This is a genomic window from Candidatus Tisiphia endosymbiont of Nemotelus uliginosus, assembly GCF_964264835.1.
Taxonomy (GTDB): Bacteria; Pseudomonadota; Alphaproteobacteria; order Rickettsiales; family Rickettsiaceae; genus Tisiphia.
Map to the genome: position 1 here is coordinate 1,583,223 of NZ_OZ183485.1, position 26,078 is coordinate 1,609,300.

Here is a 26,078-nt window from a genome sequence, read left to right on the forward strand (position 1 = left end):
AAATCAAGAATTGCGTTGTCGTCTTCAGGGTTCAAGGTAGCTAATATGTACTGCTTGCGCTCCTGCTGTGGCCTTATTACTGCCTAGCTCTCTATCGTCTACCAACTTTTCAAATCATAAGAGTACAATTACATGAAAAATATATGGCAGCAAATACTACGCGATAAACAAAAAAAAGATTCTTGTTCTCCGATCATGGATATTTCGGAGTCGATCACTGTATTATCCTCTTGCAAAGGTGTCGATACTGCAGGAGTAGCTAAGGCTGTTAGTTTTGATCGTGACCTAGGGGTTAAGTACGAAATAAGTATAGAAGGTAAAATTTATGGTACAATATATGAAAAAATAGTATCAGACCCTTTCACTATTAAGTTAACTAAGAATCAAACCCTTATTATTAATAATTATCGGTCTATTCAAGTACCCACTGAAATGATGGTAGAGCTACCAGGTAGTATCCTGCAACTTGCACTAATTTTAGATGATGATAAGGGACGTAAGCTAACCTGCTATAATGCTCTTTATTTAAAATTAATTTATAGAGATAATGGGGAATTAACAAAATTTGCAGTGCCAGGTATGCCATTAGTTTTTGATTGTAAACAGCTAAAAGAATGCCCTGTTTTAACCAATTATCATGACACAATCTATACATTGCCTATTAGGAGCGAGACTTATATCGAATTAGCACAACGAGGAGTTGTTAAAATTGGTGAGGATAGTCCAGATTATTCGGGAGATTGTTGGCGCTAGCCACGACTCCGTATACTACGTGAGATCTCTTTACTGGAAGACAGCGTAGTATTTAGTTTGAGTTGATTATTATTAGGATCCTTACTCCCCCCTTCATTCGCTAATACTTGGTTCTTTGTTTCAGGAGTATCTTGTAATGCGGCTTTATAGGCATGGCGTTTGTTCCTCTCTCCTTCTGTAAATTTTCGAGTAAACATGGGTTTGAGAAGAGAGCTATTCTGCGCAATATTATCAAATATAAATTTTTTAAATTTTATATTACCTGCCATAGTACCCCACAGATTTTACAGGAGGGTTAAAATAATAAATTGAATAAGTGACTGAGAGTCACTAATCTCCGCTGAGAAACAAGCAACAGGAGGTATTAATGGACTCTCAATCACTATACCAAATATTATACATATTTTTAGATTGGCACCCAGCACGAATTAAAACATTTGCAGAATTAATTTGTGCAGTAGTAAAAGCTAAAACTGTGAGAATCAAAGAATTAGCACTGTATGTCGCTTCTAAAGGCAATTTGCATGCCAAGATTGTTAAAGTTGAGCGTTTGCTTTTAGAACAAAATATGTGCTTTATAAGTTTAGGGAAAATTATTGTTAAATTGCTCTGTCTAACAGGTAAAATTAGCCTTGCCATAGATAGAACCAGCTGGCAATTTGGTATTAAAAATTTGAATTTTTTTGTTGCAACTATCGTTTATGGTAATATTTCAATTCCTATAGCATGGTTGTTACTTGATAAAAAAGGCAACTCTTCTACTAATGAAAGAAAGAAATTGATTGAGCAAATTTTAACAATTATACCTAAGGAAATGATAGAGCTTATCCTTGCCGATCGGGAATTTGTTGGTGAGGAATGGTTGCAATATATGGGTGGAATCCAAAAATTACCTTTTGCTATCAGGCTAAGAAAAAGTGAGAAGGTCAAGCATTTCAACGGTGGCAAGATGAAGTTGAATAAATGTTTTGCCGATATGCAAATGGGTGACACTAAAACTATAGAAAGCAAAATTTACAATGGTATGGCAATTAAAATAACTTGTTTGCAATTAGAAAGAGAGCAACTATTTATTGCTAGTAATGTGCTTATTGGTGAATGTGCTTTGCTAGCATATAAGCAGAGGTGGAGCATTGAGCGACCTTTTCTGTCTCTCAAGTCATCTGGATTTAATATTGAAGATACCCACATTACAGATCAAAAAAAGCTGGAAAAACTATTTGCAATAGTATCTTTATCCTTAGCTATTTGCGTGCTTGCTGGTGACATTAAGAACAAAATTTATCCTATAAAGATCAAAAAACATGGTCGTAAATTATACTCATTATTTACTTACGGATTTGATTGGATAAAAGATTATTTTTATAACTCGTTAAGTGATACCCCTGCTATGTTGTTTTCATTACTACGAAAACACATTATGCATGCCTTTCAACTTCAACAATAAGTGTGGGGTACTATGACTTTTCCTGCTATCAAGGAGTTTGCAGCACTAGAGTCAATTAGAGCATCTCTTCTTCTGTCCTCTTCCTTAATTGATATTTCCTGCAATATCACTATTTTCTGCTCTGGTAATATACCATCATCTGTTAGGGCGATCTTTAATAGTTCGATCTTTGTTGCAACATTTTCCTTCTTTAACTTTTTAGCTAGTTCTTCGATTATTCTTGTTATTTCTTCGTTACTTTTGGGACAAGGAGGTATAGATTTGATTGGACTTTCTTGTACTACTGTTATTTTCTTCTGGTCTAATGTTGTTTTAGATTGTCCTTCTTGTATAATATTGTTGAGCTGCGGTGGCAAGGTGGTGTGTTTTATTGACCCCATAGAGGTAGTAGCATTGCTATCTTCTTTTGCCTTGCCGATTTTAACAATAACGGGGTAAAGGGCATTATTACTTATAGGCTTTGTCACTGAGGTTATTTGTGCTTCTTTTGCTACCACCGCACCTTGCTGTTGAGTATTAAGTAACTGAACATCATTTTTTCTAGCAGTTGGAGTTTCTTGGAGAGTGTTTTTAGCTATATGCAGGATTTTTTGCCTAAATTTTTCTTCTAGCCCTAGCCCTTGCTCTTTAATTATCATATGGAATAATTTAGTGATCATTTGTATTAAGAGCTGAGAAATGTTATTCGTAAGCTGATATTCTTCCTGAAATCTTTTTTTTAATTTTTTTCCTTTATTGCAATTGATTATGTCATTAAAATAGGAAAAATGGTCTCGTATTAATTGCTTTAATTTGTTTTCCTCAATTGTCTTTGCTGAATCTAAAATACTCAGTTTAATTTGCACTCCGTATTCTTCCAAAGACTCCTGCTTTTTTGCATTATTTCTGTGAAACGAGTTTGAATATCTTGAATTGTAATTTGTGTTATTGGTACCTTGCCGAATTTACTAGGCATGACCTTTTGGGCCCACTGCGCCAATGCTTCCTGAGTATAATAGCGTGCTAATTCTTGGAACATTGGAGGAATTGCTGAGCTTAAGTCAATTTTTGCAGTTTTGAGTACACTGTCTGCAAATAAATCATTATTTTTTAAATAATTAGGAAATTCTAGATAATGGTTAGTAGGACCCCATAATGGAAGATGCTTACTTCTAGAATGGGGATGTATTGCCTCCTCCAAATTATTAAAGCTTTCAGCAAAATCTATCCGAACTAATCTAGGATCAGTTTCTTTAGGATCTTCAATAACACCTATATTGCCTGTATGAAAGTCAAAATCATTTATTAGTAAACTAACAGGAGCTATTTGCTCAAAACCTTGATAATTTCGTTCTTTAAAGGCATTAGTAAGAGTCTTGCTCCACCATTCTCTGGTACCCATGAACGCAGGTCTACCTTTGGCTTTGCTACCCTCTAATTTTCTTGCAAAGTCGCTTGGCCTGGTTTTAGCTGACATGTACGCATCCATATCTTTATACATGTCATTACTATAATGATCAAAAAAATCAGATTTTACATATATATTTGATCCATTATCCTGTATCTTGCCCCCTTCGTGATATAATTTTTTACTCATAGGTTGAGGGGCAATAAGTGACACTTTCGCACCAGAGCCAGGGCTTAACACTTGGAAAAATTGGGATCTTAGAAATTCTGAGATATTTTTGCGAAAATCACTTTCGCATTTAACCATCGATCTTTTGCCATTCTTATCCTTATATATTCCGCCTGCTATTCCGGCTGCATGAACCCCACCTTCTTTGGGTTGGTCGAATTCTAATCCATCAAACCCTAACTTTAGAGTATGTGCTTTAGCTTGTAGCTTCGCTTCAGATTTTTTAGCTGTATCGAAGCCTAATCTCTCAATCTCTAACTTTAGCTTATGTGTCTTATCGTGCAGGGTGGGCATTTCACTTCTCCAACTGATCAAGATTACTATATTCTATAATAAATTGGTTAGTTTCGTCAAGCAATTTATAAACCTATAATTGTTTAGGAACAAAATGTGTCAATAGTTTTATAGTACTATATCAAGATATTTTAGAAAATCTCTTAGTTCTTGCCTGGCGGCAACATGAGATATGTTGAAACTTTTACCGTAGTTAGCGGTTTTTAGATCGAGTAATGTTAAACCTTGTAAAAATAACTCACGGAAAATTACTCTTTCACTAAAACCGGGAGCAATTTTAAAGCTAATTCTTTTTGATAATTGTGTAAGAGCAGCATAAACTTTCCTTTTATTGACTGCATCTAAGTTGCTAAGCCTATTACGCATTATAAACCATTCAATTGTGCCGCCATTTCTACTAGCTTTTTGCATTTTTTGTTCCCAGATCATTTGACTATATATTGAGGGCGTAATAATTGAGCAGTTGTGTGCATCAACTTTAGCTAGCACATCAAAATCAAGGAAGCTATCATTGATGGGGGTAATGATAGTATCTGCATAAGAATGAGCTAATCTGGAGAGAAAAGAATAATTACCAGGTGTATCGATAATAATATAGTTTGCATCTTGCACTTGTTGAAATATTGCTTCAAAATTAGCTTTTTCTTCTTCTTCCTTGTGCGCTATAATTTGTTGAGGACTTTCAGTTAAATGAAAGTGGGTAGGGCATAGTACTAGGTGGTTGGGATTATTTAAATTATAATTAGTCCTATTAGTAAAATAGCTAGTTAATGAGGCTTGCCTAGTATCCGTATCTATACTTGCCACTTTATAGCCATGATAAAGTAGGCTAACAATCAGGTGCATGGAACAAGTAGTTTTACCTGCTCCACCTTTTTCATTGCCTATTACAAAAACATGCCCTTGTTTATGTTTATTGTTCTTCATAATAATCTTTAATAAGTTGATTTAGCAAGCTTATCCCAAACCCTACTGCTCCTTTAACCCCTGTATTCTTACCTGCTTTAGTATAAGCTACTCCAGCAATATCAAGATGGGCCCAAGCCATTCCATCTTTCACAAAATGTTCTATAAAATGCGCAGCGGTTGAACTATTAGCTCCCCTACCAACAGTACTAATATTGGCAATATCGGCTGTCTCTGATTTAATCATTTCTTTAAAATCTTTATGCATAGGCATACGCCATAATTTCTCATTAACTTTATTACCCGTGTCTATTAACTGGTTGGCTAGCTTATCATTATTAGAGAAACATCCCGCATAAGTCGTACCAAGAGCTGTCACTATAGCGCCAGTTAGAGTAGCCAGATCAATCACGCATTGAGGATTAAATTTTTCTTGAACATACCAAATCGCATCTGCTAACACTAATCTTCCTTCAGCATCGGTATCAAGTACCTCTACTGTTTTAGTAGACATTGTAGTAACAATATCTCCCGGGCGTTGAGCATTACCAGAAGGCATATTCTCAACTAAACCTACAACTCCCACTACATTAGCTTTAGCCTGACGTCCTGCTAGGGCGAGTAGACTCCCAACTACTGAGGCTGAGCCGGCCATATCATATTTCATTTCTCCCATATTTGCAGATGGTTTAAGAGATATACCCCCGCTGTCAAAAGTGACTCCTTTTCCTACCAGTGCTATCGGCGGCTGTTTCTCATTTCCACCATTATATTCCATTACTACCAGTTTAGACTCATTTTGTGATCCTTGACCTACTCCTAATAAAGCTCCCATTCTTAAGTTTTTCATTTCTCTTTCCCCAATAATAGTAACTTTTACACCTAATGGTTCAAGATATTCTAAGATTCTTTCAGAATAAGTTTGAGGGTTCTTAATATTTGCGGGCTCATTAATAATGTTGCGGGCAAAAACGATCGCTTCAGCTAATGACTTTTTCTCATTAAATAGTTCTATAGCGTCAAAAGAGTTATCTAAAGAAATCTCTAAGTGATCTACCATAAATTTCTCTATATCAGTTTGCTTCGTCTTATATTTATCAAATTTATATGAGCCACGCAGGAAACCACTAGCTATTAAGCAAGCAAAAGTGGCGGGATCATATCGGCCTATATTAAGCGAAATCCTTATCCCCACTGACTTGATTTTATGAGTAAGACAATTTGATAAAATTTTCCCTCCTATTTCTTCTATCTCAAAATTTTGTAGCTTTGTTTCATCACCTAAGCTCACTAATATTAAATATTTTACTTCCCCATCTTTACCAATAGAGTTTACTACTTTTACCTCAGTTGGTTTACCTGTAAAAATTAATTTATTGTGAATAGTTTTAGAAATTAAACCATGATATTGCTGGTCAAGTAATAATAGCTCACTATTTAATTTTAGCTGCTCATTAATAAAAACTACAATTCCTTGATTATTTGATAATTCGGTGCTGATAAAGCTAATATTGTTGAACATGGATCCTCATTCTATTTTAAAAATTAGGATTAATTTATCAATTATTTTAGTTTTTACAAGTAAATATCACTATTTATAATGATACCGCAATTTAATTGAATTATTCATCCAAAATTCTATTTAATGACTTGCATTAATTCATCCCATTCTCTCCTAGTCATGCCACTCGTTTCTTGCGTAATATTCTCGTGATTAATGAGCTTTTTGATCACGGCCAGGCCTTTTTTGGAAATAGTACTTCCCTCGACTCTGTATTCGTTAAACGCTTCATAGGTTAAAGGAAGCCAGTTTTTTACTATATCTAACATTTTATCAGCATATACCCTGATCTCATATTGCGCATGAGGATCCGCTCTAAGTAACAGAAAATTTAATAGATTATGGAGATTCACTTTCCAATACCATTCGGTATAATAGTTTAGAGTTAAATTCATTCTTGCGAGTTCCCTAGTAATACCAATAGTATTTGGGTCAATTATATTACCTTGTTCATCCTGGTTCATCATGGCAGTATAATGTTGATAGCACGTTTTAGCATCTTCCTCTAGCAATGCTAATACTTTATCTGCAATCTCTTTTGGTATTTCTTCGTCACTTCTACCTTGTTTATTAGTTAAGGACTGGCTAGCTAGATTTTGTCTATCAGGTAAATAAAATTCATTTCCTAGGATAGAATATCTAGCTGAATATTCGTTAACACTAGCAGTTCTATGCCGTATCCATTGTCTGGCAACAAAAATAGGTAATTTAATATGAAATTTAATATCACACATTTCAAAAGGAGTGGTGTGTTTATGCCTCATTAAATAATTAATTAACCCTTTATCTTGATTTAATTGTTTAGTACCTTTGCCATATGATACACGTGCTGCTTGTACAATGCTACTATCATCTCCCATATAATCAATCACTCTAATAAATCCATGATCTAATACCTTTAATGGTTCAAATAGTAAGTCTTCTATCGCTGGTACTGTTGCTCTTTTAGTAGTGTAATTATTGTGCATTATATTACTTCAATTATTCTGTTTTAAAATCAGTTAATTCTAACATTAGATATTCATCCATAGGTATTTTATCTTGCGCCAGCATTTGATTCAATTGTGATCCTAGGGTGTTAAAGGTTTTACCTTTGGCTATCACTGTTCTTGTACCTACGGGTACTTTACCGTGTAGCGCATATGAAACAATTAAAGGATAGCTTATATCTCCTATTGTCATATCAATATTGCGTCCCGTTTGTTTTGAATCAAACAGTACTTGGTTATTTGATAAACGAGTAATTTTTGCATTAAGTTTGACTTTATCTCCACATAATAATGGTACTTTATAAGTTGTCTTATCATCAAAAATTTTTACTTCATTACTATCAATAAAGTTATTAGGTAATGCTGAATTTAATACGATCTGTACTTTATAAGAGGCATCATGATTTATGTTGGCCGCTCTATAGCCAGGGCTATAATAGGCATATTTGGGGGGTAGGACCGCTTGCCGTGATTCTCCAACCTTCATCCCTGCTGTTACTATATCAATACCTGGTAGAATAGGCTTAGAGCCAAGTAGGAATGTTTTAGTAGCAAGAGCAATTAAATTATCATGGATGTCTGAGATTTGGTATTGGATATTAACGGTGTGTCCACAAGTTACAGGGCCAATGGTTCCTTCCTTTAAAGTTTGAATTTTAAATAGTGGTTGCACTAGGTTTCGATTTACTTCTATAGTATGATCTCCTTTTGAGTTAAGGTTATTTTGGGGCTGTAGCAAATTTTCAAAAAATAACCGCCCTTGTTCTGTTTTAAGAGAGTTAATTACTATTTTAGAAATAGATTTTTCCAAAAAATTACCTGTTAATTCTAGCTTCTCTGGTTCAGTAGAAGTAGCAATGTTATGATTGGGTGCATTATTTTGGCGTTCTGCTTTAGGATGTTCGCCTTCTAACGATGGTGTTGGCAGCATTTTTGCCTGAATAATAGAATAAATAATTGCCATCCCAATGATCAGGCTTAAGAATTTTTGCATAATAATTTTTTTAGTTTCACTAATTGACAGAATTATACATAACCTAATTTATTAATTGCAAGATAATTAGTGGGCTTTTTTATAAATAGAGGATCAAGTGTCGTGATTAAATTAGGGGCAGGAGGAATGTACTTAAAATCATACTATAGCTCATATTAATTCCCTAATATAAAGCCTTTCATCCAAATTTGTGACAATTAAGTTGTAATCTTAAAATTTTTTAATATGTTACATATAATTTTCGCAGCTATAGTTTTACTTACTTATTAAATATTACTAGTCTAGAAATAATATAGTATGTCTCTATTATGGCACTACCACGCTAAGTACAAGATTTGCAGAAAAGACTCATGGTATCAAAACGCTGACTATCTTAACCAACGTTAGGCATGAGGTTGCTGACAAACTACATACAGATGGTCGTATAGGGGTGCATGAAGCTATTATCGGCAACCTTACAAAGGAAGGTTACTATAATATAGTTACTGCCCAAAATTTGATTATTAATGGTCGAGATACTCAAGCAAATTCTCCTTATACTGATAATGATAGTATAAATTTTGGGTTTCAAGCTTCAGAATTTAACATATCGATTACACAAAGTTGTGAAGTAACATTGGGCGCGCCCGTGAAAGCCGATGTTGATGGTTATGGTTGTGTTTATCTCAACTCTAATAATAACGTGCTATCTGTAAAAGGAGAATCATTGGGAACCCCCGATTGTAAATTAAAAGAGATAAAGGGACAGGGTAATATTCAGATAGGTGTAGAACATTATGCATATGATGATAATATAGTCTCTATAGTAGGGAACAATAGTGAGGCAATAGTAGAATAAATAGCGTGATTTATCAAAGGTAATGAGTCGATAAATTGCCTGTATATATTCTGAATTCTATATATAAGTAAGTTATATAGAATTCAGTATTAATATAGGAATAATTAGCTATAAGAGAAGAGGGCATTAGTTTATATTAATTGACAGTAGAGCGATTTTATGCTACCTATATTTTTGTAACCTAATAGTGGCATGGTTTTAATGTATATAAGATTAGTAGTTAAATTTCTTTCGTCATTACTAATTTTAAGCCTAGCAGCTTGTGGCCCCATATATACTACTGAATATGAAATTGTTCCACCACCAACTGAGTTTGGGGCAATGTGCGCTAATAATTGTTTGTTATCCAAAACAAGTTGTGAAAATTATTGTTTAGACAAAGCGAATCAATCTCGCTTAATTAGAAGCTTAGAGCAACAAAATAGGGATTTACGTAAAATAAATCAAGGTACCAAATTGTCTGATGACTTTAACTTTGGTTTCAATGATAATGATCAATGCGTAAAAAGATGTATGGTAGATTATCATACCTGTCATGTAAATTGTGGGGGCATGGTGATACCGCATACCCGTACTACCACTTACTAATTATTGATTGTGAAAACTCTTACCACTATGTTTGAGAAGCAGAGTAGGTATGCTCGATGGATTTCAAGAGTATAGTTATGATGGTGCAATAAATAACAGTACTCTATCTTGTCCTGCTAAATCTCGATAAATTTGTTTAAATGTATAATGATAGTGGGTAAAAATTTCTTTTACTATCTCTGTTTGCCTCAAACCAATTTCCAAAAATATTTTACCCTGGTCTTTTAAAAAATTTTTAGCACACTGGGCTATTATATAATAGCCAGCTAGGCCATTATTCTCAGCAAATAATGCAGACTTAGGTTCATATTTGAAAGTTTCAGGTGCCATATATTGAATGTCATTATAGGAGATATAAGGGGGGTTACTGACAATAATATCAAACTTTTTATTTTTTAGATTCTGAAACCAATCGCTATGAATTATTGATAACCTTGGTAGAACATTATGTCGGTTAGCATTTTGTGTGGCAATTACTATGGCGTCTTTACTAATATCGGTAGCGGTGAGCTTAAGATTTTTTCGCTCTAACAGGAGACTGATGGCGATGCACCCACTACCAGTCCCAAGCTCTAGTATAGTGGTTTCTGAAGCCAAATTATTATTCTCATTTAGAATTGCCTCCACGATAATTTCAGTATCTTGACGTGGAATTAGTACTTTATTGTTTACTATAAATTGGTAACCATAAAATTCTTTAACTCCAATAATATAAGCTATTGGTTCTAGAGTGAGACGTCGATTAATTAATTCTTTAAAAGTAATTTGCTGTGTTAGCGGTAATACTTCTTCAAACCTGGCTAATAAATACTCAATTGGTTTATTAGTGACATATTGCATTAATATCCTAGCTTCTAAATTTGCAGTATTGATTCCAATCGCCTCTAACTTTCTGGCACCATATGTTAATAATGCTTGTATAGTTTTGGACTCCTTTAAATTAATGATCATGAGATTATGTCTAGAATATCTGCGGGCAGGGCAGACTGAAATTCAAGTAAACGATTATTTACTGGGTGGGTAAAGCTGATATACCATGAGTGAAGAGCTTGTCGTTTAAAATTAGCGAGTTTTTCTTTGATTGTAACAGGGCTATGGCTAATCTTTCGGCTATTATTGCCATAAGTTTGATCGCCCACCAGAGAGTGTTTTAAATGGCTTAATTGTACTCGAATTTGATGAGTGCGTCCAGTAGTAAGCTGACATTCTACCATGCTTATCAAACCATGAAATAGTATGTCTTCTGTCTTATAATGCGTGATTGCTTCTTTGCCCCCAAACTTGAGAATAGTCATTTTTTCTCTAGCAATTCTACTGCGCCCTATATTATTTTTAATGATGCCTTCCAGGGGGTTAATGACCCCCCAGATCAACGCCTTATATTTACGTTTCAGTTGTCGTGTTTCTATTTGTTGTGCTAAATGTGCGTGAGAGAAGTTATTTTTTGCGACTACCATTAGTCCAGTAGTATCTTTATCTAAGCGATGTACAATACCTGGACGTTCATCTCCTCCTACATTAGATAAAGATTGAGTATGATAAAGTAAAGCATTGACTAAAGTATCGTGGTAATTGCCATTCCCTGGGTGTACAATCATTCCAGCTGCTTTGTTGAGCACTATTAAATCTGTATCTTCATAGCAAATATCAAGTTGAATATTAGCTGGCTGCATTGTTAAAGGTGAGAGTTTTTGAAACTCTATTTTAATAACATCATTCTCCTTGACCTTATAGTTAGGATGAGGAATAATTAAGCCATTCACTTTGACTTGTAAGTCATTAATAATTTTTTGTATTTGGCTTCTAGAAGTTGGATTGATAAGATAGGTTAAAGCTTTATCAAGCCTAAAACCATGTAAATTGTTTGGTATGATATGTTCTTCCATCACTTAAGAATTTTTTAATAATAACAATGGATCATTTAATAAACAAAATCAATCACCTTAAATGGTTGCGCGTCATTGGGATAGATTACTATTTTTTAGAACCAGGTAAGCAATCTAAAAATTTAATCAATACTATCAGTACTAGTAACCAGTTAACAACATTGCCTATGTCCCAACTTCAGTCAGATAATAAAATAACTGTGCCAACAATTAGTAATATAAAGCCTAAAAGAGCAAATGCCAATATTAATTCTTTAAAAAATACTAATAGTTCAGTTTATGCTAAAAGGACATTAGACCCCTTACCTAACGCTACTTCTGTTCTACAGCAGGCGCGAGAACTAGCGGATAAGGCTACAAATTTAGAGGAATTAAAAAAATCGTTAATGGCATTTGAAGGGTGCAGTTTAAAAAAATTAGCAAATAATACAGTATTTGCAGACGGTAATCCAAATAGTTCTATTATGTTGATTGGAGAGGCTCCCGGTAGCACTGAAGATACGCAAGGGATCCCTTTCTGCGGAGAAAGTGGTCAATTGCTTGATAAGATATTAGCATCGATTAACATCTCACGAAAGGATAATGCCTATATTACTAATACTGTTTTTTGGCGACCTCCTGCTAATCGTCAACCCACCCTAGATGAAATAGATATATGTAGGCCGTTTGTCGAAAAACATATTGCTTTAATCAAACCCAAGCTAATTATATTAGTAGGTAATGTAGCTGCTACAAGTTTGCTGGGAAAAAATGCTGGAGTTACTAAAATTAGGCAAGAATATTACTGGTACACTAATCCATATCTTATAGATCCTATCCAAACTACCGCTATTTTTCACCCTGCCTATTTACTCAGACAACCTCTCCAAAAGAAAACTACGTGGTATGACTTGTTAAGAATTCAAGAGTTTGTTAATATTAACATTCGACCAACTAATAGTTAGCAAATTTATAATTATCAGAGGAATTTATATGAAAAATAGTGATGTGCCCACTTTAGAAGAAGTGGAATTAAGGATAGGAGATAAAGTTGTTAATTTGCCAATTAAAAAATCGACAATAGGGCCGGATGTTATTGATGTGACTAATATATATTCATTGACAGGCTATTTTACGTATGATCCTGGCTTTATGTCGACTGCTTCTTGTAAATCAGCAATGACATATATAGATGGAGATAAAGGGATATTAAGACATAGAGGGTATGATATTAAAACTTTAGCGGAAAAATGTGATTTTTTAGAAGTAGCATATTTACTATTAAATAGTGAATTACCCAACAAGGGGCAGTATGAATCTTTTGCTCAGAAAATTTCTCATCACTCCCTGCTTAATGAAAGGCTTAGAAGTTTGTTTATGGCGTTTCGTTTTTCAGCTCATCCTATGGCAATTTTACTTGCTGTAGTTGGATCGTTATCAGCATTTTATCCAGATTTTTTAAATGTTGAAGATCATGAGCGAGAATTAATCGCCATTCGAATGATTTCTAAAATGCCAACAATTGCTGCCATGGCTTATAAATATTCAATAGGACAACCCTTTATTTATCCTGACAATAGTTTGGATTTTACTGAAAATTTTCTTTACATGATGTTTGCCACGCCTTGTGAAAAGTACTAAGTAAATCCTATAATCAAAAATGCCTTAGATAAGATATTTATTCTCCATGCGGATCACGAGCAAAATGCTTCTACCTCCATAGTACGTTTGGCTGGGTCGTCGGGGGCTAATCCATTTGCATGTATTAGTACTGGTATAGCTTCCTTGTGGGGGCCAGCTCATGGAGGTGCTAATGAGGCAGTAATTAACATGCTAAAGGAAATTGGTACTGTAGAGAGAATTCCGGAATATATCGCTAAGGCCCAAGATAAAAATAATCCATTTCGTTTAATGGGTTTTGGGCACCGCGTTTATAAAAGTTATGATCCAAGAGCTGCGGTCCTTAGAGAAGTATGCAGTGAAGTATTAGCAGAATTAGGACAACATAATAACACTTTACTTAAAATAGCAACAGAATTAGAAAAAATTGCTCTTAATGAACAATATTTTATCGATCGCAAGCTTTACCCAAATGTAGATTTTTATTCAGGAATTATTTACCAAGCTATGGGCATTCCTTCTCAAATGTTTACAGTACTTTTTGCTATAGCAAGGACGGTAGGTTGGATGGCACAATGGAAAGAAATGCACGAAGATCCAGAGCAAAAGATTAGCAGGCCACGCCAATTATATACTGGACATATAAGGCGCGAATTTAGTCCGTTCGATAAAAGGTAATTGCAGCATAGTGCATGATAGAAGTTTACTAAATTATTTCTTAATTTTGTTTAATTATTTTTTGACTTTGGTAAATTAATAATGTTACACTAAAATAAGGAATATAAAATAAGTAATAATTAAAAAGTGGAATATGGCTGATAATAGGGGAGGGTACACTCTGGGTAATAAAGATGACTCTAAAAAAAAGCAACAAGCTGGCAATCTAATGAGTGATATAATTGCTGCGCAAGATAAGGAAGATGGGACGAAAGTGGGTAATTCCATATTCTATACTAATGCTGATTTTCTGCAGGGCAAGCATGACAAATATGAGAAGTCTCCTGTGGTCTCTACAGATCGCGAATCCGCCGCTGATGGGATGACGGAGCCCACTGTCCTCGCAAAAAAAGGAGCAATTTGCAAGTGCAGAAGATATTAAAAGGTCAGGAGCAATCAGCTTTCTTAAACCGTTGATTACCAGGATACAAGAAGTTTTTGCAAAGAGGGTTAGGTTAGATTTTATAGAGGAAGCTGAAGAAATAACAGAGGATTTTCATACGCTAAAAACGCTCTTAGGCGATTCGCATTTGTTTGAGGTAATGCAAAAAGCGAGTCAGGAGTATGAAGCTTTGACGGAGAAGGGGGATAGGGAGAGCAAAGAAGGTCTGAAAGCATTAAAGATGAAGTATCGTAACGTTAGTTCTATTAAAGATAGTCATCCAATTATTACTACAATAAAAGGATTTTTTGCTTCTATATTTGAATTTTTAAAAGATCCATATAATAAACTCACGAAAGCGCGAGTAATTGAGACCGCTGAGGCAACTGAAAAAGAAATAGCCAAAAAGCAAGATAATAATATTCAGCAAAGCCTCAATGTAGGCAACTCTACCGCAATAATAGATAAACCGGAGCCAACAAGAGCAGTAAAGAATATCACCAGGCGACATAGCATACCTGAAGTAGATGACATGAACAGAGCAGCTGTGCAACATAGCAAGTTGTTACGATCTGTCAGTTCTCCCGAACTTACCCCAGCTAATAATAAAATTTTAACACCACTAGAAGAAAGTAAGCATACATGGACTGAGCTAGGGACAACTGCTGATATATCATTGCTCAATAAGGCAGTGATAGCTCAGGCAGCTCAATTTGTCTCTGCGCTAGTATCCCCAAATGCGTCCCCTGCACCAGATGGCCCCAATCCTCCAGCTTCACCTCCTATTCCTTCAACCCCTCCGTCACCTCCTCCGCCAATACACGTAGAAATGAAGGATCATGTAAAACTGGAGAATGCTAAAACTGAAATGCTCTCGCCATCTGTGAAACATTCTGCTTCTGTACTGGAAACGAGAGTGAATACTCCGGCTGATCAATATAGTGACATGGTATCTACACCACCTGCCACTTCATTAAAGGCAGAACCGGTAGGGCCAGTAAGTAGCTCATCCGTTCCACCAGCACCTCCGCCTCCGCCTGATTTACTTCCCGCAAGTAAGGAGGTTAGTAATATGCATAACCAGTCTTTTGCAAACGCCCTTCAGGGAGTAAGTCTCAAGAAGGGGGCACAATCAAGTGACCTTAAAAAAAATTTGAGCACCGAATTAGAGGCAAAGTTAGCCGCGCGAAGGAAGGGAAATATAGAAACAGGACAAATCGACAAAGCTCCTGGGGGCGCAGCAGCTCAACGGTACCGTGAGGATCAACAATTATTTGCTCAACTGGCAAAAGAGGAAGAGGAACGTCAGGCACAGTACAAAGCTATCATAGTACCCCACAGATTTTACAGGAGGGTTAAAATAATAAATTGAATAAGTGACTGAGAGTCACTAATCTCCGCTGAGAAACAAGCAACAGGAGGTATTAATGGACTCTCAATCACTATACCAAATATTATACATATTTTTAGATTGGCACCCAGCACGAATTAAAACATTTGCAGAATTAATTTGTGCAGTAGTAAAAGCTAAAACTGTGAGAATCAAAGAATTAGCACTGTATGTCGCTTCTAAAGGCAATTTGCATGCCAAGATTGTTAAAGTTGAGCGTTTGCTTTTAGAACAAAATATGTGCTTTATAAGTTTAGGGAAAATTATTGTTAAATTGCTCTGTCTAACAGGTAAAATTAGCCTTGCCATAGATAGAACCAGCTGGCAATTTGGTATTAAAAATTTGAATTTTTTTGTTGCAACTATCGTTTATGGTAATATTTCAATTCCTATAGCATGGTTGTTACTTGATAAAAAAGGCAACTCTTCTACTAATGAAAGAAAGAAATTGATTGAGCAAATTTTAACAATTATACCTAAGGAAATGATAGAGCTTATCCTTGCCGATCGGGAATTTGTTGGTGAGGAATGGTTGCAATATATGGGTGGAATCCAAAAATTACCTTTTGCTATCAGGCTAAGAAAAAGTGAGAAGGTCAAGCATTTCAACGGTGGCAAGATGAAGTTGAATAAATGTTTTGCCGATATGCAAATGGGTGACACTAAAACTATAGAAAGCAAAATTTACAATGGTATGGCAATTAAAATAACTTGTTTGCAATTAGAAAGAGAGCAACTATTTATTGCTAGTAATGTGCTTATTGGTGAATGTGCTTTGCTAGCATATAAGCAGAGGTGGAGCATTGAGCGACCTTTTCTGTCTCTCAAGTCATCTGGATTTAATATTGAAGATACCCACATTACAGATCAAAAAAAGCTGGAAAAACTATTTGCAATAGTATCTTTATCCTTAGCTATTTGCGTGCTTGCTGGTGACATTAAGAACAAAATTTATCCTATAAAGATCAAAAAACATGGTCGTAAATTATACTCATTATTTACTTACGGATTTGATTGGATAAAAGATTATTTTTATAACTCGTTAAGTGATACCCCTGCTATGTTGTTTTCATTACTACGAAAACACATTATGCATGCCTTTCAACTTCAACAATAAGTGTGGGGTACTATGCAAAGCTATACATGATAACTCTAATAAGGCACAGAATACTCCTAAACCTGTGGCAGAGAAAATAAAGCAGCAAGGTACCACTCCTCCAGCAATGAATGTCCCAATTGCCTATGATGCTAATGGACGGCCAATAGCTCCTCCTCCTCCTTCGTTTCCCCCTGACGGCAAATTGCCTAATCTTCCTTATAGACAGGCTAGTACTGAAGGCTTAGCTCCGAAAAATACAAAATCTCCTAAAGGTCTCCCAAAAGATGTAATGCAAGGGGGGATTAGAGGTAACACTAACCCCGTACGGGATAATTTAATAGAGCAGTTGCAACGTTTCGTTCAACTTGATGAATCTTCTGCCTCTCATACAACTCCACAGGATATACTGAAGAGAATTAAGGAGCAACGAAGAGGATCTAGGGGTCCTAGCGGTTAAATTGATAATATTGCCTTTCCATAAAAACCACCATTAGTTTAGTAAGAATTAACTAATTCTTACTAAACTAAATTAATAACTTAACATATTACCCTCTTAACGCCTAACTATACTTAAGAAATTATTATCTATATTTAAGTAAAATAAATATGGAAATACGAACAATTCAGTGCTATAAAGTAAGCCACTAAAAAGTAGTTTTGAGCTATACTCCTTCTGATATGAATTTGCATGCGTCGTTACTCAATGCTCGCCTATTATCTATAGGCTTCGCTCTCCATCGCGCCTAGCAGCAAAATCACCTAAAGAAGAGTATATATTGGAGAGGTGGCCGAGTGGCTGAAGGCGACGGTTTGCTAAACCGTTATACGGGTTAACCGTATCGAGGGTTCGAATCCCTCTCTCTCCGCCACTCAGGTAGTGAGTGGTGGTTTTTTCAAAAATATCGAACGGGAAACGTAGGACAGGTTCAAGTTTCCTGCCCCTTAGGTGTAGGTTCTGAAATACGAAATTTATCATTTTACGTTTTTGAGGGTTCGCAGAACCTTTGAAAGATTTACCCGCTTCAGAGGCCAGACTTATCAGGGTTGTAGCGGTATACTGTGTTCCTCAAACCCACAGCAGCAGGAGGCTGATGCATTATTACACAAATATCAAATGTTTGCCATATGTAAAGAGCAAGGTTCGCAAAGATTAGGTAATATTTGCAAGGAAGAAGTAATTAACAAAGCTGCGGCAATTGAAGTGGGAGACAAAATTAGAGTGCAAACCGCAAAAAAATGGATGAAGCAGCAAAGTTAGCTAAGTGTGCCCAGTCCTCCAAAGATGTATCACCATGGCCAGAGAGAATATTAGGATCCGCATTGTATCCTAACTGTGTTGGCATAGATGTGTTATAGTAGCCTGATACTGCCTCGTATAAACATGTTTTACCTAAATTCAACTAATACGCGCTACACCTTTTTACTCTCATTAATCAAAATGTTAGCCGGTATATTCAGATATTCATGCAAATTTCTTATCATGGATAACGTCAAATTTCTTTTTCTATTCAGTATCTCTGACACCCGACCTCTAGAACCGATGCTTTTTTCCAAATCCTTACGTGATAGCCCTAATTGTTCTAGTCTAAAATTAATAGCTTCAATTGGGTCGGGCATATCTATTTTATAATGTTTATTTTCATAGTCTTCCACTAAAATAGATAATATTTCCAATTGTTCTGCTGGCCCGGAATTTTCTTTAGCATCAAGCAGACTATCTATTTTATTTAAGGCAAACTGATATTCTTGTTCTGTCTTAATCGTGCGTACTTCCATAATTTTATACCTCTTTAGCATTAATTTTATTATATTGTGCATGGGTATCTATAAATCGTATATAAATAATTTGTATATCATACCTGATATGAGTGACCAACCTGTATTTATTACCACAAATATTAAATACTACTCTGTTATTGCTAAGAAAACTAGCACTTGGAAATAATAGTTTGATTTCACTTGGAGTGCTAAAAGTGCCTTGCTTAAAAATCTGATACCATACTTTTAAAGGTTGCTCCGATTCTGCATTACCCTTCTGCCAGAAATCCTGTAATTTCTTTACCGAAATTATTCGCATTATCCACCCACCGTAATACACAACCAATATTATATCATGTTCCCCTATTGAGATCAAACAGTATTAGTAACTTTAAAAAAAATAGGAATGAATTGGTACGTTGCTGAACCATCATACGCTATTTAAAGCAGCACCCCAATGGGTGATTAGGGAAATCATGACAACGGTCACAATATATTGACAAGCCACAATGAAATTGTTAAAATCCGGTTTTAACGGTTTTAAATACCAATATACAGTCGTTACTACTCTTGGAGACTATTTGAACTTACATGATATATCATATGGTATGCCATGATTATCTATAGCTATACCAAACAAGTACTTTGCAGAGCTCGGGTTGCCAAGAGATGAAGATGTGTCACTTAATCTACCATCTGAACCACCATATACGGACCCCATGTATGGTGGTGCGAGAGGAATGCTTGCGTAGTACTAGAACCCTAATATATTGCGTTCTTAGAAGAATGATGTTTAGTAATAGGGTCTGCTTATCTAACTATTACACCTAATATTGAAAACGGAGTTCAAATGACCATGACTGAACAAGATATTATTAATATATTGTATGATCCTAATACGCCTATTAGCGTTTATGAAGAGCTGCTAAAAAACTCCTGGAATCCAAGCAAATTGTTAAAATTAGTTGTAGAACGTATACTTTTTTCTCAAGTTCATAATACAACACAAATATCAGAGTTACTAGACTTGCTCAGTCAAAGCGATATAGATCTTGATTGTGCTGATAGCACAGAGTTATATAAAAAAAACGTTAATGTCTATTGCTTTCCTCCACAATAAACCAATTCCTCATCATAATAAGCAAATTTTAGATATAATCTTAAAGTTGCCGGGTGACATAAATTTAGTCTTTGCTAATATGATAAACCATAAAATATACGATATAAATAGATCTAAATGTTTGATTTCTCAAGCAACATTAGAATATATTAATAATACTAAGCGAATTAAACCTGATTTACTGCTAGAATATGGAGCAGTAAATGGATTAGAGGATGTAGTAAAATGGGCTATAAAGCTTGGCGCAGATCCAAGCGCTAAAGCACACGATAGAGATTTAAATATTTTAGAGGTAGCGTTATATGCCAATTGTGCGCTTACAATTGTCGATACCCTCCTACAAGTTCAAACAATCACTTCTCCAAATATAGTGCCATATATTATGGCTATAATACAATCTGATATTAATAAAGCTGCAGAAATTATTAAAAGATTCCCAAATATATATAAAGAAGAAAGTTTTTATGAACAAATGAGGGCCGATGGACAATCAGATATAGCGATTAAAATGGTAACTGATATGTATAAGCTAGCTGAAGATTATTTGTATAATAGAAATTTAAGTGAGGACGAAAGGAAAATACTTACTACAGGTCAGATGATATCAATAGAAGATACAGAAAGTACTCTTACTTTTCAAATAAGCAATCCTTATGGTTTTAATCCCTTGCACCTAGCCTTATTAGCTCATAAAACCCAATTAGCAATTGCTTTAATTAAAGAAGGATACAGTCTGTATAGCTGCAATAATCATGGTATCACTGCGCTACAACTTATTGGGTCATTTGCAACAATGGAAATGTCCAAAAACCAGAAATCAATCGAGGAACTTTTAAATATAACTGTTAAAAATATTGGGGATGTGGATTATACAATAAATGATAGTGGTGAATCTTTAGTTGATGTTTTATTTAATACTCTGCTTAAAACGACAGCATTAGAATATACAAAAGATCCATTATTTTCCTTTCTAAAAAAAGATTCTAACCTTACTCTTGCAGAGGATGCTAAAGTTCATATAGCAATCAGTGATGGTAGTGAGTCTTGGTCCCAAGGTATATGGTCTGCTGCTAGAGTATTAATGAAGAAACATCACAATATTCAATTTCATTTAATTCAAGATAAGATGGTAGACGATCAAGGAGAATTTTTAAAACAATTTGATGCTATTATTAATCCTGGTGCAGAAGATAGTTATCCTGCAGATCAAGAATTTTCTAAAAGACATTGTCAGTTTGATACAGCGATAGAAAAAATGTATCAAAAAATTGTGGATATTTCTGATAAGCTAGGTATTCCTTATTTGGGGATTTGTGCAGGAGCACAACATTTAGCCTTATATCATGGTAGTACATTAATGCCTGTTACTGGCTATCATAAAGGATCTCATAATATAGAATTGCGACCAGGAACTTTACTCTATTTTATGGCAATGACGAAAAATCAAGAAAAACTCGCTTTGGATAGTTTTCAATTTCCTAAAATAGTAGTTAAAGGTGATACAGCCCATCATTTTGCTGCAAAAACTTTAGCAGATGGACTTCGCACTGATGGTTTATCAGAAGATCAAATAATTATGGCTTATAGTCATGAAAATAAAATGAGATTTGGTATACAATTTCATCCAGAACATAAGTGCAATATTAATAATACAGAAGATGATAATCAAGTAGCTTTACTGGAAAGCTTTTTGAACTTGGCAACAAGTTATAAGCACAAGAAGAGAAATCCTACTATTAACATTAGTGATAGAGAAAAGCAATTAGCAGAACATTGGGTTATAAAAGAGGTAGTAGATAAGCTGGTAGACAATGTAGGCAACTTACTTCTGCAATCTAATAATAATGGATGTGATTTAATTGGTAAAGATTATTGTGTAGCAAAAGTATTATAACATGTATCAAACTTCCATAACAAAAACAACAATTCACGGTGAAAGAAAGTTCGTAAAGAAATAAATGAGGGAACAGGGGGGCTTTATTGCTTTTGCTTCTGTTATTTTAGGGCTAAGATAAAGGTGCACACAGCCTAAGTTAACTGTAGTACAGTAAGTAATACTCTACTTTGTTTGTATGCAGTAGCATGAGATCAAATTATTTCTATGATGTAGCAAAATGTAGTGGAGTTTCACCATCCTTACTGGAAATATAGATCTTTCTATCTGAGAAAAGCCTTCTGGTTCCTGAAGGTTACGAATACACGGTAAAATAAACTGAAGTAGTTGAGATTTAATCTTACATTTAGTAAAATAAACAAATTATTAAATGGAGATTAAAATGAATTTAAATCAGAAAATAATAAGACCAAAAATAGGATTACTTGAACTAGCAAAAAGCTTAGGAAATGTATCTAGTGCATGTAAGACAATGGGGTATAGCAGAGATAGTTATTATAGATTCAAGGAATTATATGAGAATGGTGGCGATGAAGCCTTGTATGAAATAAGCCGTAAGAAACCCATATTGGCTAATAGAGTTGATCCTATTGTAGAGAAAGCGGTATTAGACATGGCAATAGAGTACCCCGCTTATGGTCAACTTCGTGTATCGAACGAATTAAAAAAAGATGGGATTTTAGTATCTCCCGGCGGCATTAGATCTATCTGGCTTAGGAACGATCTCAATAATCTTAAGAAACGGCTAGTAGCTTTAGAAACTAAAATGGCTCAGGATGGCATTATACTTACGGAAGCTCAATTACGTGTCTTGGAGAATCGTAAGAATCTTAAAGAGGCACATGGGGAAATAGAGACAGAACATCCAGGCTATCTTGGTTGTCAAGATGTTTACTATGTTGGCAACTTTAAAGGAATAGGTAAGGTTTATGGTCAAACTTTTATCGATAGCTATTCCAGGGTGACGGATGCCAAATTATACACAGACAAAACAGCTATAACCTCTGCTGATATGTTAAATGATAGAGTTCTACCTTGGTACGAAGAACAAGGTATTCCTATACTACGTATATTAACTGATCGTGGTACTGAATATAAAGGAAATATAGAACATCATGCCTTTGAATTGTTTTTAAGTATTGAAGGAATAGAACACACCGTTACAAAAGCATATTCCCCTCAAACTAACGGGATATGTGAGAGGTTTCATAAAACCATGAAAAATGAGTTTTATGATACTGCAATGCGTAAAAAGATTTACAATTCACTTTTTGAATTGCAAAAAGATCTTGATACCTGGTTACGTTATTATAATAACGAACGTCCTCATTCTGGTAAGTATTGTTATGGTAAAACGCCTATGCAAACCTTTAAAGATAGTAAAAAATTAGCGTTTGAAAAAAATAATGAGATCTTGTATCTTGAACACTTATCTGACAGTCAAAATTTATCTGACAATCTAATAAGTTAATTTATGGGGTCTGTAAGATCAAATCTTGACTTCTACAAATAAACTAGGACATTGTATCAACTTGATATTCTAGGGCCATCTCCTTACCACAAAAAGCCATCGCAATCTTAATAATTTTTTTTTACGTGAGAATGTTCTTTGATTTTAGCATCATATTGCTTATCTATAATTTGCTGCAATCCTGCTGTTGCCGTAGATTCTAAATCCTCTGAAGTTTTCGATATTTTATATTCAATAATAATTGCATTATCCTTTCTACCCCTCTTAGGAACTAGCACAATGTCGGCTCTACCGCTACCCGTCTCACGCTCACTATCTATGATATAATCAGGTGCAAGTATATTCATTAGGCCAAGCATAAAGCCGCTATAAAATAACTCAGCTCTAGCAATACCTGTCTGGTGAAAACTAGTAGAGTTCAACAGTAATCCTTGTAGCTTCTCTTTAAATTCTTCTATCTTACCAACAGGTAATAAAGTAACAAAAGAATAATATCTAGAACTATCAATCTTTAACTGATCAGTTACCCATTGTAGCATCCTAGCATTATATATATAACGTACCTCTTTATTGGGTACTGATAATTCATAAATATTTTCTTCTGGTTGGTGCGGGGTAGGATTCAAGTAACCACTAAATAATAATAAACTAAATAATCCCACTGGTTTGTTGATGTCAGCAAAACTTATTTGTTTGGTAATGGGGGAGATAATACTCTTACCTGCAGCTAAATTTTGCAAATCTTCCTGCATCTCATCTGATAATAACGCTTTGTCAACCAACGAAGTCCCCCCACTATCTAGCCAGTAATAATCTAACTTTCCCTTATGAGCTACACATTGCATAAGGGATCATGGATTATATATTATCCTGCCACCAAATGTGTAACCGTTATACCAATCTTTAATTTGATCAGGACTAGTCTTAGTTGGAACAATAGTTAATAATTCATCAACTTCTGCTTGAGTAAAACCATAAAACTCAGAAAAATCTTCATCAAGTAGAGTATATTCAGTAACATTGTTTAAATCCGAGAATAGGTTGGCTTTAGCAACACGTAAGATACCAGTAATAACTCCTTTTTCTAAATAAGGATTGCTTTTTAAACTACTACCAAATATGCCACGAAATAGTTCAAGTACTTGTTCAAACTCTTCTGGTTTATTACCAAATTTAATATATGAACTATTGATAGGAGTGTCATATTCATCGATTAAGATATATACTTTCTGATTAAAGTGTTTGTAAAGTAACTCGCTTAAGAAAGCTACACTATCTTTTAGGTCTTCTTTAGTGAATTCTCCATCGAAATACCGAGTAAGTTTTCCTTTTTGAGCCTTATCTAATAGGATAGTATCTTTGGCAATAGGATGCTTTAAATAATAATGATTGGCAAATAACTTAGTCACTTGGTTCCTTATCCCACTTTCAATTTCTTGGTAGTTATTGCCCTTAACATCTTTAAAATTTATGGAAATAACAGGGAATTGACCTTGGTAATCAGAGATAATATCTGAGTATTGTGCTATTTTAAGTTTTTTTAGTAGTCTTTTTTTGCCACTAGCGAGTCCTAAATCAATTTCCCCACCGATAAATAATTTGTGATTTATTCTATCTTCTTTGGGTAAAGGCATGCCTTCTTGATCTATCTCTATCTCAAAAAATTTTTTGAGCATATTCATATTCAAGCTCTTTCCGAAGCGTCTTGGCCGAATAATGAGCAGAACCTTACTATGATCTTCTAATAATTCTTTGATCATCAAGCTTTTATCAACAAATACATCACTGTTAACTAGTAATTCATAAAAGTCATCTGTTCCTACCATCATTCTTGGTACTATGTTCTGAACAGCCTTACTTTCTGTAGTTGTCATATTATTATTTAATCATATATTTGCTAACAAATTATAACATAACTAGGCTTAATAGCACTATACAAACTTACGATAAGGATACTGAATTACAATAACTCGCACCCCCATTTGGGTTCGATAATCATCCACTAGAGTGTGCCAATCGTAGATTTTGCTGCATTTTACGAATGGGTCGAACGGTGGACGTAGCATAAAGTTCAGCTTCCCGTCTTTTAATTTCAGGTTAGCAAATACAAAATTTAGCAATTTACGTTTTTCCTCCTTAGTCGAACCTTTGAAAGTTTCTAGTGCTCCGGAGGCCAGTTCTACTAAGTTTATAAGACATTCTGAGAATTTATCGTCACAGCTATGTCATGATTCTCTATTTCCCGTACAATGTCTTCACGTTTTTGTATTAATTGATTGCGTTTGTTTTCATGTTCTTCCTTATTGATATCACCATCTAGAAATAAGTCCGTTAATCTATCCATCCGAGTTTTCATTTTACTATGCTCAGCATGCAACTCTCCTATTCTTCTCCTCCTCCTAACAAACTGGTTTTAAAGAAGGTTCTATTTTAACCACACTAAACCCCAGTCTTGTTGCCTGTTTTTGTAGGTTTTTCACCATTGTTTCTTGGTATTGTTTTTCATAAGTTTCAATTCCCTTTTCTACATATAGCTTAGATCAGTAGGATACAAACAAGGTAACATACCAAAAGCATAATAGATATGCGCACTTGGAGATACATATAGTGTCAGCACCTTAACGATTTATGCCATACATCAAATGTTTGTTTAGAAATATCTATACCTAAAATTATTCTGTCCATAAAATACTATTATGTTTATAATTAATGAAATACTCAAAGATCAACCTTGTAAATACAGGTTCATTGATATAAACTTCAAGACCTAAGACACC

At 34.8% G+C, this 26,078-nt stretch carries 27 protein-coding genes, 1 tRNA gene and 1 pseudogene; 15 read left to right on the forward strand and 14 right to left on the reverse strand.

Annotated features, from left to right (window positions below; genetic code table 11):
- Positions 1-132 precede the first annotated feature (132 nt).
- A complete protein-coding gene (locus ACFELV_RS07025) occupies positions 133-753 on the forward strand; it encodes a hypothetical protein (protein WP_375327342.1) in 621 nt (206 codons plus the stop codon).
- Here the strand turns inward: ACFELV_RS07025 and ACFELV_RS07030 are convergent.
- Positions 750-1,022 (reverse strand): hypothetical protein, encoded by a 273-nt coding sequence (locus ACFELV_RS07030; RefSeq protein ID WP_375327343.1) that lies wholly within the window; start codon positions 1,020-1,022, stop codon positions 750-752. The genes ACFELV_RS07025 and ACFELV_RS07030 overlap by 4 nt on opposite strands.
- Before the next feature lie 98 nt (positions 1,023-1,120).
- Here ACFELV_RS07030 and ACFELV_RS07035 point away from each other — a divergent pair, with 98 nt between their 5' ends.
- Entirely contained in the window at positions 1,121-2,200 is a 1,080-nt protein-coding gene (locus ACFELV_RS07035; RefSeq protein ID WP_375326208.1) for an IS4 family transposase, read from the forward strand.
- Here the strand turns inward: ACFELV_RS07035 and ACFELV_RS07040 are convergent.
- The 6 genes from ACFELV_RS07040 to ACFELV_RS07065 form a co-directional block, all read right to left on the reverse strand.
- Positions 2,191-3,060 (reverse strand): hypothetical protein, encoded by an 870-nt coding sequence (locus tag ACFELV_RS07040; RefSeq protein ID WP_375327344.1) that lies wholly within the window; start codon positions 3,058-3,060, stop codon positions 2,191-2,193. The two genes, ACFELV_RS07035 and ACFELV_RS07040, sit on opposite strands and share 10 nt — an antisense overlap.
- A complete protein-coding gene (locus ACFELV_RS07045) occupies positions 3,030-4,109 on the reverse strand; it encodes a hypothetical protein (protein ID WP_375327345.1) in 1,080 nt (359 codons plus the stop codon). Before ACFELV_RS07045 ends, ACFELV_RS07040 begins: the two co-directional genes overlap by 31 nt.
- 108 nt (positions 4,110-4,217) lie before the next feature.
- On the reverse strand, positions 4,218-5,036 hold the full coding sequence (locus ACFELV_RS07050) for a division plane positioning ATPase MipZ (protein WP_375327346.1): 819 nt from the start codon (positions 5,034-5,036) through the stop codon (positions 4,218-4,220).
- Positions 5,023-6,537 carry a leucyl aminopeptidase gene (locus ACFELV_RS07055; RefSeq protein ID WP_375327347.1) on the reverse strand — a complete coding sequence of 505 codons (1,515 nt, stop codon included), beginning with the start codon at positions 6,535-6,537 and terminating at the stop codon, positions 5,023-5,025. Before ACFELV_RS07055 ends, ACFELV_RS07050 begins: the two co-directional genes overlap by 14 nt.
- A 116-nt stretch (positions 6,538-6,653) precedes the next feature.
- Positions 6,654-7,544: an FAD-dependent thymidylate synthase gene (thyX, locus tag ACFELV_RS07060; protein WP_375327348.1), complete on the reverse strand. Its 891-nt coding sequence runs from the start codon at positions 7,542-7,544 to the stop codon at positions 6,654-6,656.
- A 13-nt stretch (positions 7,545-7,557) separates the two neighbouring features.
- Positions 7,558-8,559 (reverse strand): FKBP-type peptidyl-prolyl cis-trans isomerase, encoded by a 1,002-nt coding sequence (locus ACFELV_RS07065; protein WP_375327349.1) that lies wholly within the window; start codon positions 8,557-8,559, stop codon positions 7,558-7,560.
- A gap of 430 nt (positions 8,560-8,989) precedes the next feature.
- On the opposite strand from ACFELV_RS07065, the gene ACFELV_RS07070 reads away from it, so the two are divergent.
- Positions 8,990-9,397: a hypothetical protein gene (locus ACFELV_RS07070; RefSeq protein WP_375327350.1), complete on the forward strand. Its 408-nt coding sequence runs from the start codon at positions 8,990-8,992 to the stop codon at positions 9,395-9,397.
- 201 nt (positions 9,398-9,598) lie between these two features.
- Positions 9,599-9,985 carry a hypothetical protein gene (locus ACFELV_RS07075; RefSeq protein WP_375327351.1) on the forward strand — a complete coding sequence of 129 codons (387 nt, stop codon included), beginning with the start codon at positions 9,599-9,601 and terminating at the stop codon, positions 9,983-9,985.
- 75 nt (positions 9,986-10,060) lie between these two features.
- Here ACFELV_RS07075 and prmC read toward each other — a convergent pair whose 3' ends face one another.
- Together prmC and ACFELV_RS07085 are read right to left on the reverse strand one after the other, a co-directional pair.
- Positions 10,061-10,936 (reverse strand): peptide chain release factor N(5)-glutamine methyltransferase, encoded by an 876-nt coding sequence (gene prmC / locus ACFELV_RS07080; RefSeq protein ID WP_375327352.1) that lies wholly within the window; start codon positions 10,934-10,936, stop codon positions 10,061-10,063.
- Positions 10,933-11,871, reverse strand: coding sequence for an RluA family pseudouridine synthase (locus tag ACFELV_RS07085; RefSeq protein WP_375327353.1), 939 nt, complete (start codon positions 11,869-11,871; stop codon positions 10,933-10,935). Before ACFELV_RS07085 ends, prmC begins: the two co-directional genes overlap by 4 nt.
- 26 nt (positions 11,872-11,897) lie before the next feature.
- Between ACFELV_RS07085 and ACFELV_RS07090 the strand changes: the two genes are divergently transcribed.
- The 8 genes and pseudogenes from ACFELV_RS07090 to ACFELV_RS07125 all read left to right on the forward strand — a co-directional run bounded on the left by ACFELV_RS07090 (position 11,898) and on the right by ACFELV_RS07125 (position 18,316).
- Positions 11,898-12,815: a uracil-DNA glycosylase family protein gene (locus tag ACFELV_RS07090; RefSeq protein ID WP_375327354.1), complete on the forward strand. Its 918-nt coding sequence runs from the start codon at positions 11,898-11,900 to the stop codon at positions 12,813-12,815.
- Positions 12,816-12,843: 28 nt separating this feature from the next.
- Positions 12,844-14,148 (forward strand): annotated as a pseudogene (locus ACFELV_RS07095) (citrate synthase).
- Between the two features lie 133 nt (positions 14,149-14,281).
- Positions 14,282-14,569, forward strand: a complete 288-nt coding sequence (locus ACFELV_RS07100) for a hypothetical protein (RefSeq protein ID WP_375327355.1) — start codon at positions 14,282-14,284, stop codon at positions 14,567-14,569.
- Between the two features lie 31 nt (positions 14,570-14,600).
- Entirely contained in the window at positions 14,601-15,941 is a 1,341-nt protein-coding gene (locus tag ACFELV_RS07105) for a hypothetical protein (protein ID WP_375327356.1), read from the forward strand.
- Between the two features lie 55 nt (positions 15,942-15,996).
- The gene (locus ACFELV_RS07110) at positions 15,997-17,076 is read left to right on the forward strand and encodes an IS4 family transposase (protein ID WP_375326208.1); all 1,080 of its coding nucleotides are present in this window, start codon (positions 15,997-15,999) and stop codon (positions 17,074-17,076) included.
- Between the two features lie 64 nt (positions 17,077-17,140).
- On the forward strand, positions 17,141-17,515 hold the full coding sequence (locus ACFELV_RS07115) for a hypothetical protein (protein ID WP_375327357.1): 375 nt from the start codon (positions 17,141-17,143) through the stop codon (positions 17,513-17,515).
- Positions 17,516-17,836: 321 nt separating this feature from the next.
- A tRNA-Ser gene (locus ACFELV_RS07120) sits at positions 17,837-17,927 on the forward strand.
- Positions 17,928-18,172: 245 nt separating this feature from the next.
- Entirely contained in the window at positions 18,173-18,316 is a 144-nt protein-coding gene (locus tag ACFELV_RS07125) for a hypothetical protein (RefSeq protein WP_375327358.1), read from the forward strand.
- Positions 18,317-18,468: 152 nt separating this feature from the next.
- Here the strand turns inward: ACFELV_RS07125 and ACFELV_RS07130 are convergent, their stop codons facing one another.
- Both ACFELV_RS07130 and ACFELV_RS07135 read right to left on the reverse strand, forming a co-directional pair.
- A complete protein-coding gene (locus ACFELV_RS07130; protein ID WP_375327359.1) occupies positions 18,469-18,834 on the reverse strand; it encodes a type II toxin-antitoxin system HigA family antitoxin in 366 nt (121 codons plus the stop codon).
- Between the two features lie 4 nt (positions 18,835-18,838).
- Positions 18,839-19,135, reverse strand: a complete 297-nt coding sequence (locus ACFELV_RS07135; RefSeq protein ID WP_375327360.1) for a type II toxin-antitoxin system HigB family toxin — start codon at positions 19,133-19,135, stop codon at positions 18,839-18,841.
- A 531-nt stretch (positions 19,136-19,666) separates the two neighbouring features.
- Here ACFELV_RS07135 and ACFELV_RS07140 point away from each other — a divergent pair.
- The 3 genes from ACFELV_RS07140 to ACFELV_RS07150 all read left to right on the forward strand — a co-directional run bounded on the left by ACFELV_RS07140 (position 19,667) and on the right by ACFELV_RS07150 (position 23,301).
- Positions 19,667-19,936: a hypothetical protein gene (locus tag ACFELV_RS07140; protein ID WP_375327361.1), complete on the forward strand. Its 270-nt coding sequence runs from the start codon at positions 19,667-19,669 to the stop codon at positions 19,934-19,936.
- Entirely contained in the window at positions 19,911-21,830 is a 1,920-nt protein-coding gene (locus ACFELV_RS07145; RefSeq protein WP_375327362.1) for a gamma-glutamyl-gamma-aminobutyrate hydrolase family protein, read from the forward strand. Before ACFELV_RS07140 ends, ACFELV_RS07145 begins: the two co-directional genes overlap by 26 nt.
- A 382-nt stretch (positions 21,831-22,212) precedes the next feature.
- A complete protein-coding gene (locus tag ACFELV_RS07150) occupies positions 22,213-23,301 on the forward strand; it encodes an IS481 family transposase (protein ID WP_375326314.1) in 1,089 nt (362 codons plus the stop codon).
- 107 nt (positions 23,302-23,408) lie between these two features.
- Here ACFELV_RS07150 and ACFELV_RS07155 read toward each other — a convergent pair whose 3' ends face one another.
- From ACFELV_RS07155 to ACFELV_RS07165, 3 genes are all read right to left on the reverse strand, one after another.
- Positions 23,409-24,146, reverse strand: coding sequence for a PD-(D/E)XK nuclease domain-containing protein (locus tag ACFELV_RS07155; RefSeq protein ID WP_375327363.1), 738 nt, complete (start codon positions 24,144-24,146; stop codon positions 23,409-23,411).
- Positions 24,147-24,152: 6 nt separating this feature from the next.
- Positions 24,153-25,175, reverse strand: coding sequence for an AAA family ATPase (locus ACFELV_RS07160; protein WP_375327364.1), 1,023 nt, complete (start codon positions 25,173-25,175; stop codon positions 24,153-24,155).
- 314 nt (positions 25,176-25,489) lie between these two features.
- Positions 25,490-25,657 (reverse strand): hypothetical protein, encoded by a 168-nt coding sequence (locus tag ACFELV_RS07165; protein ID WP_375327365.1) that lies wholly within the window; start codon positions 25,655-25,657, stop codon positions 25,490-25,492.
- Positions 25,658-26,078 lie beyond the last annotated feature (421 nt).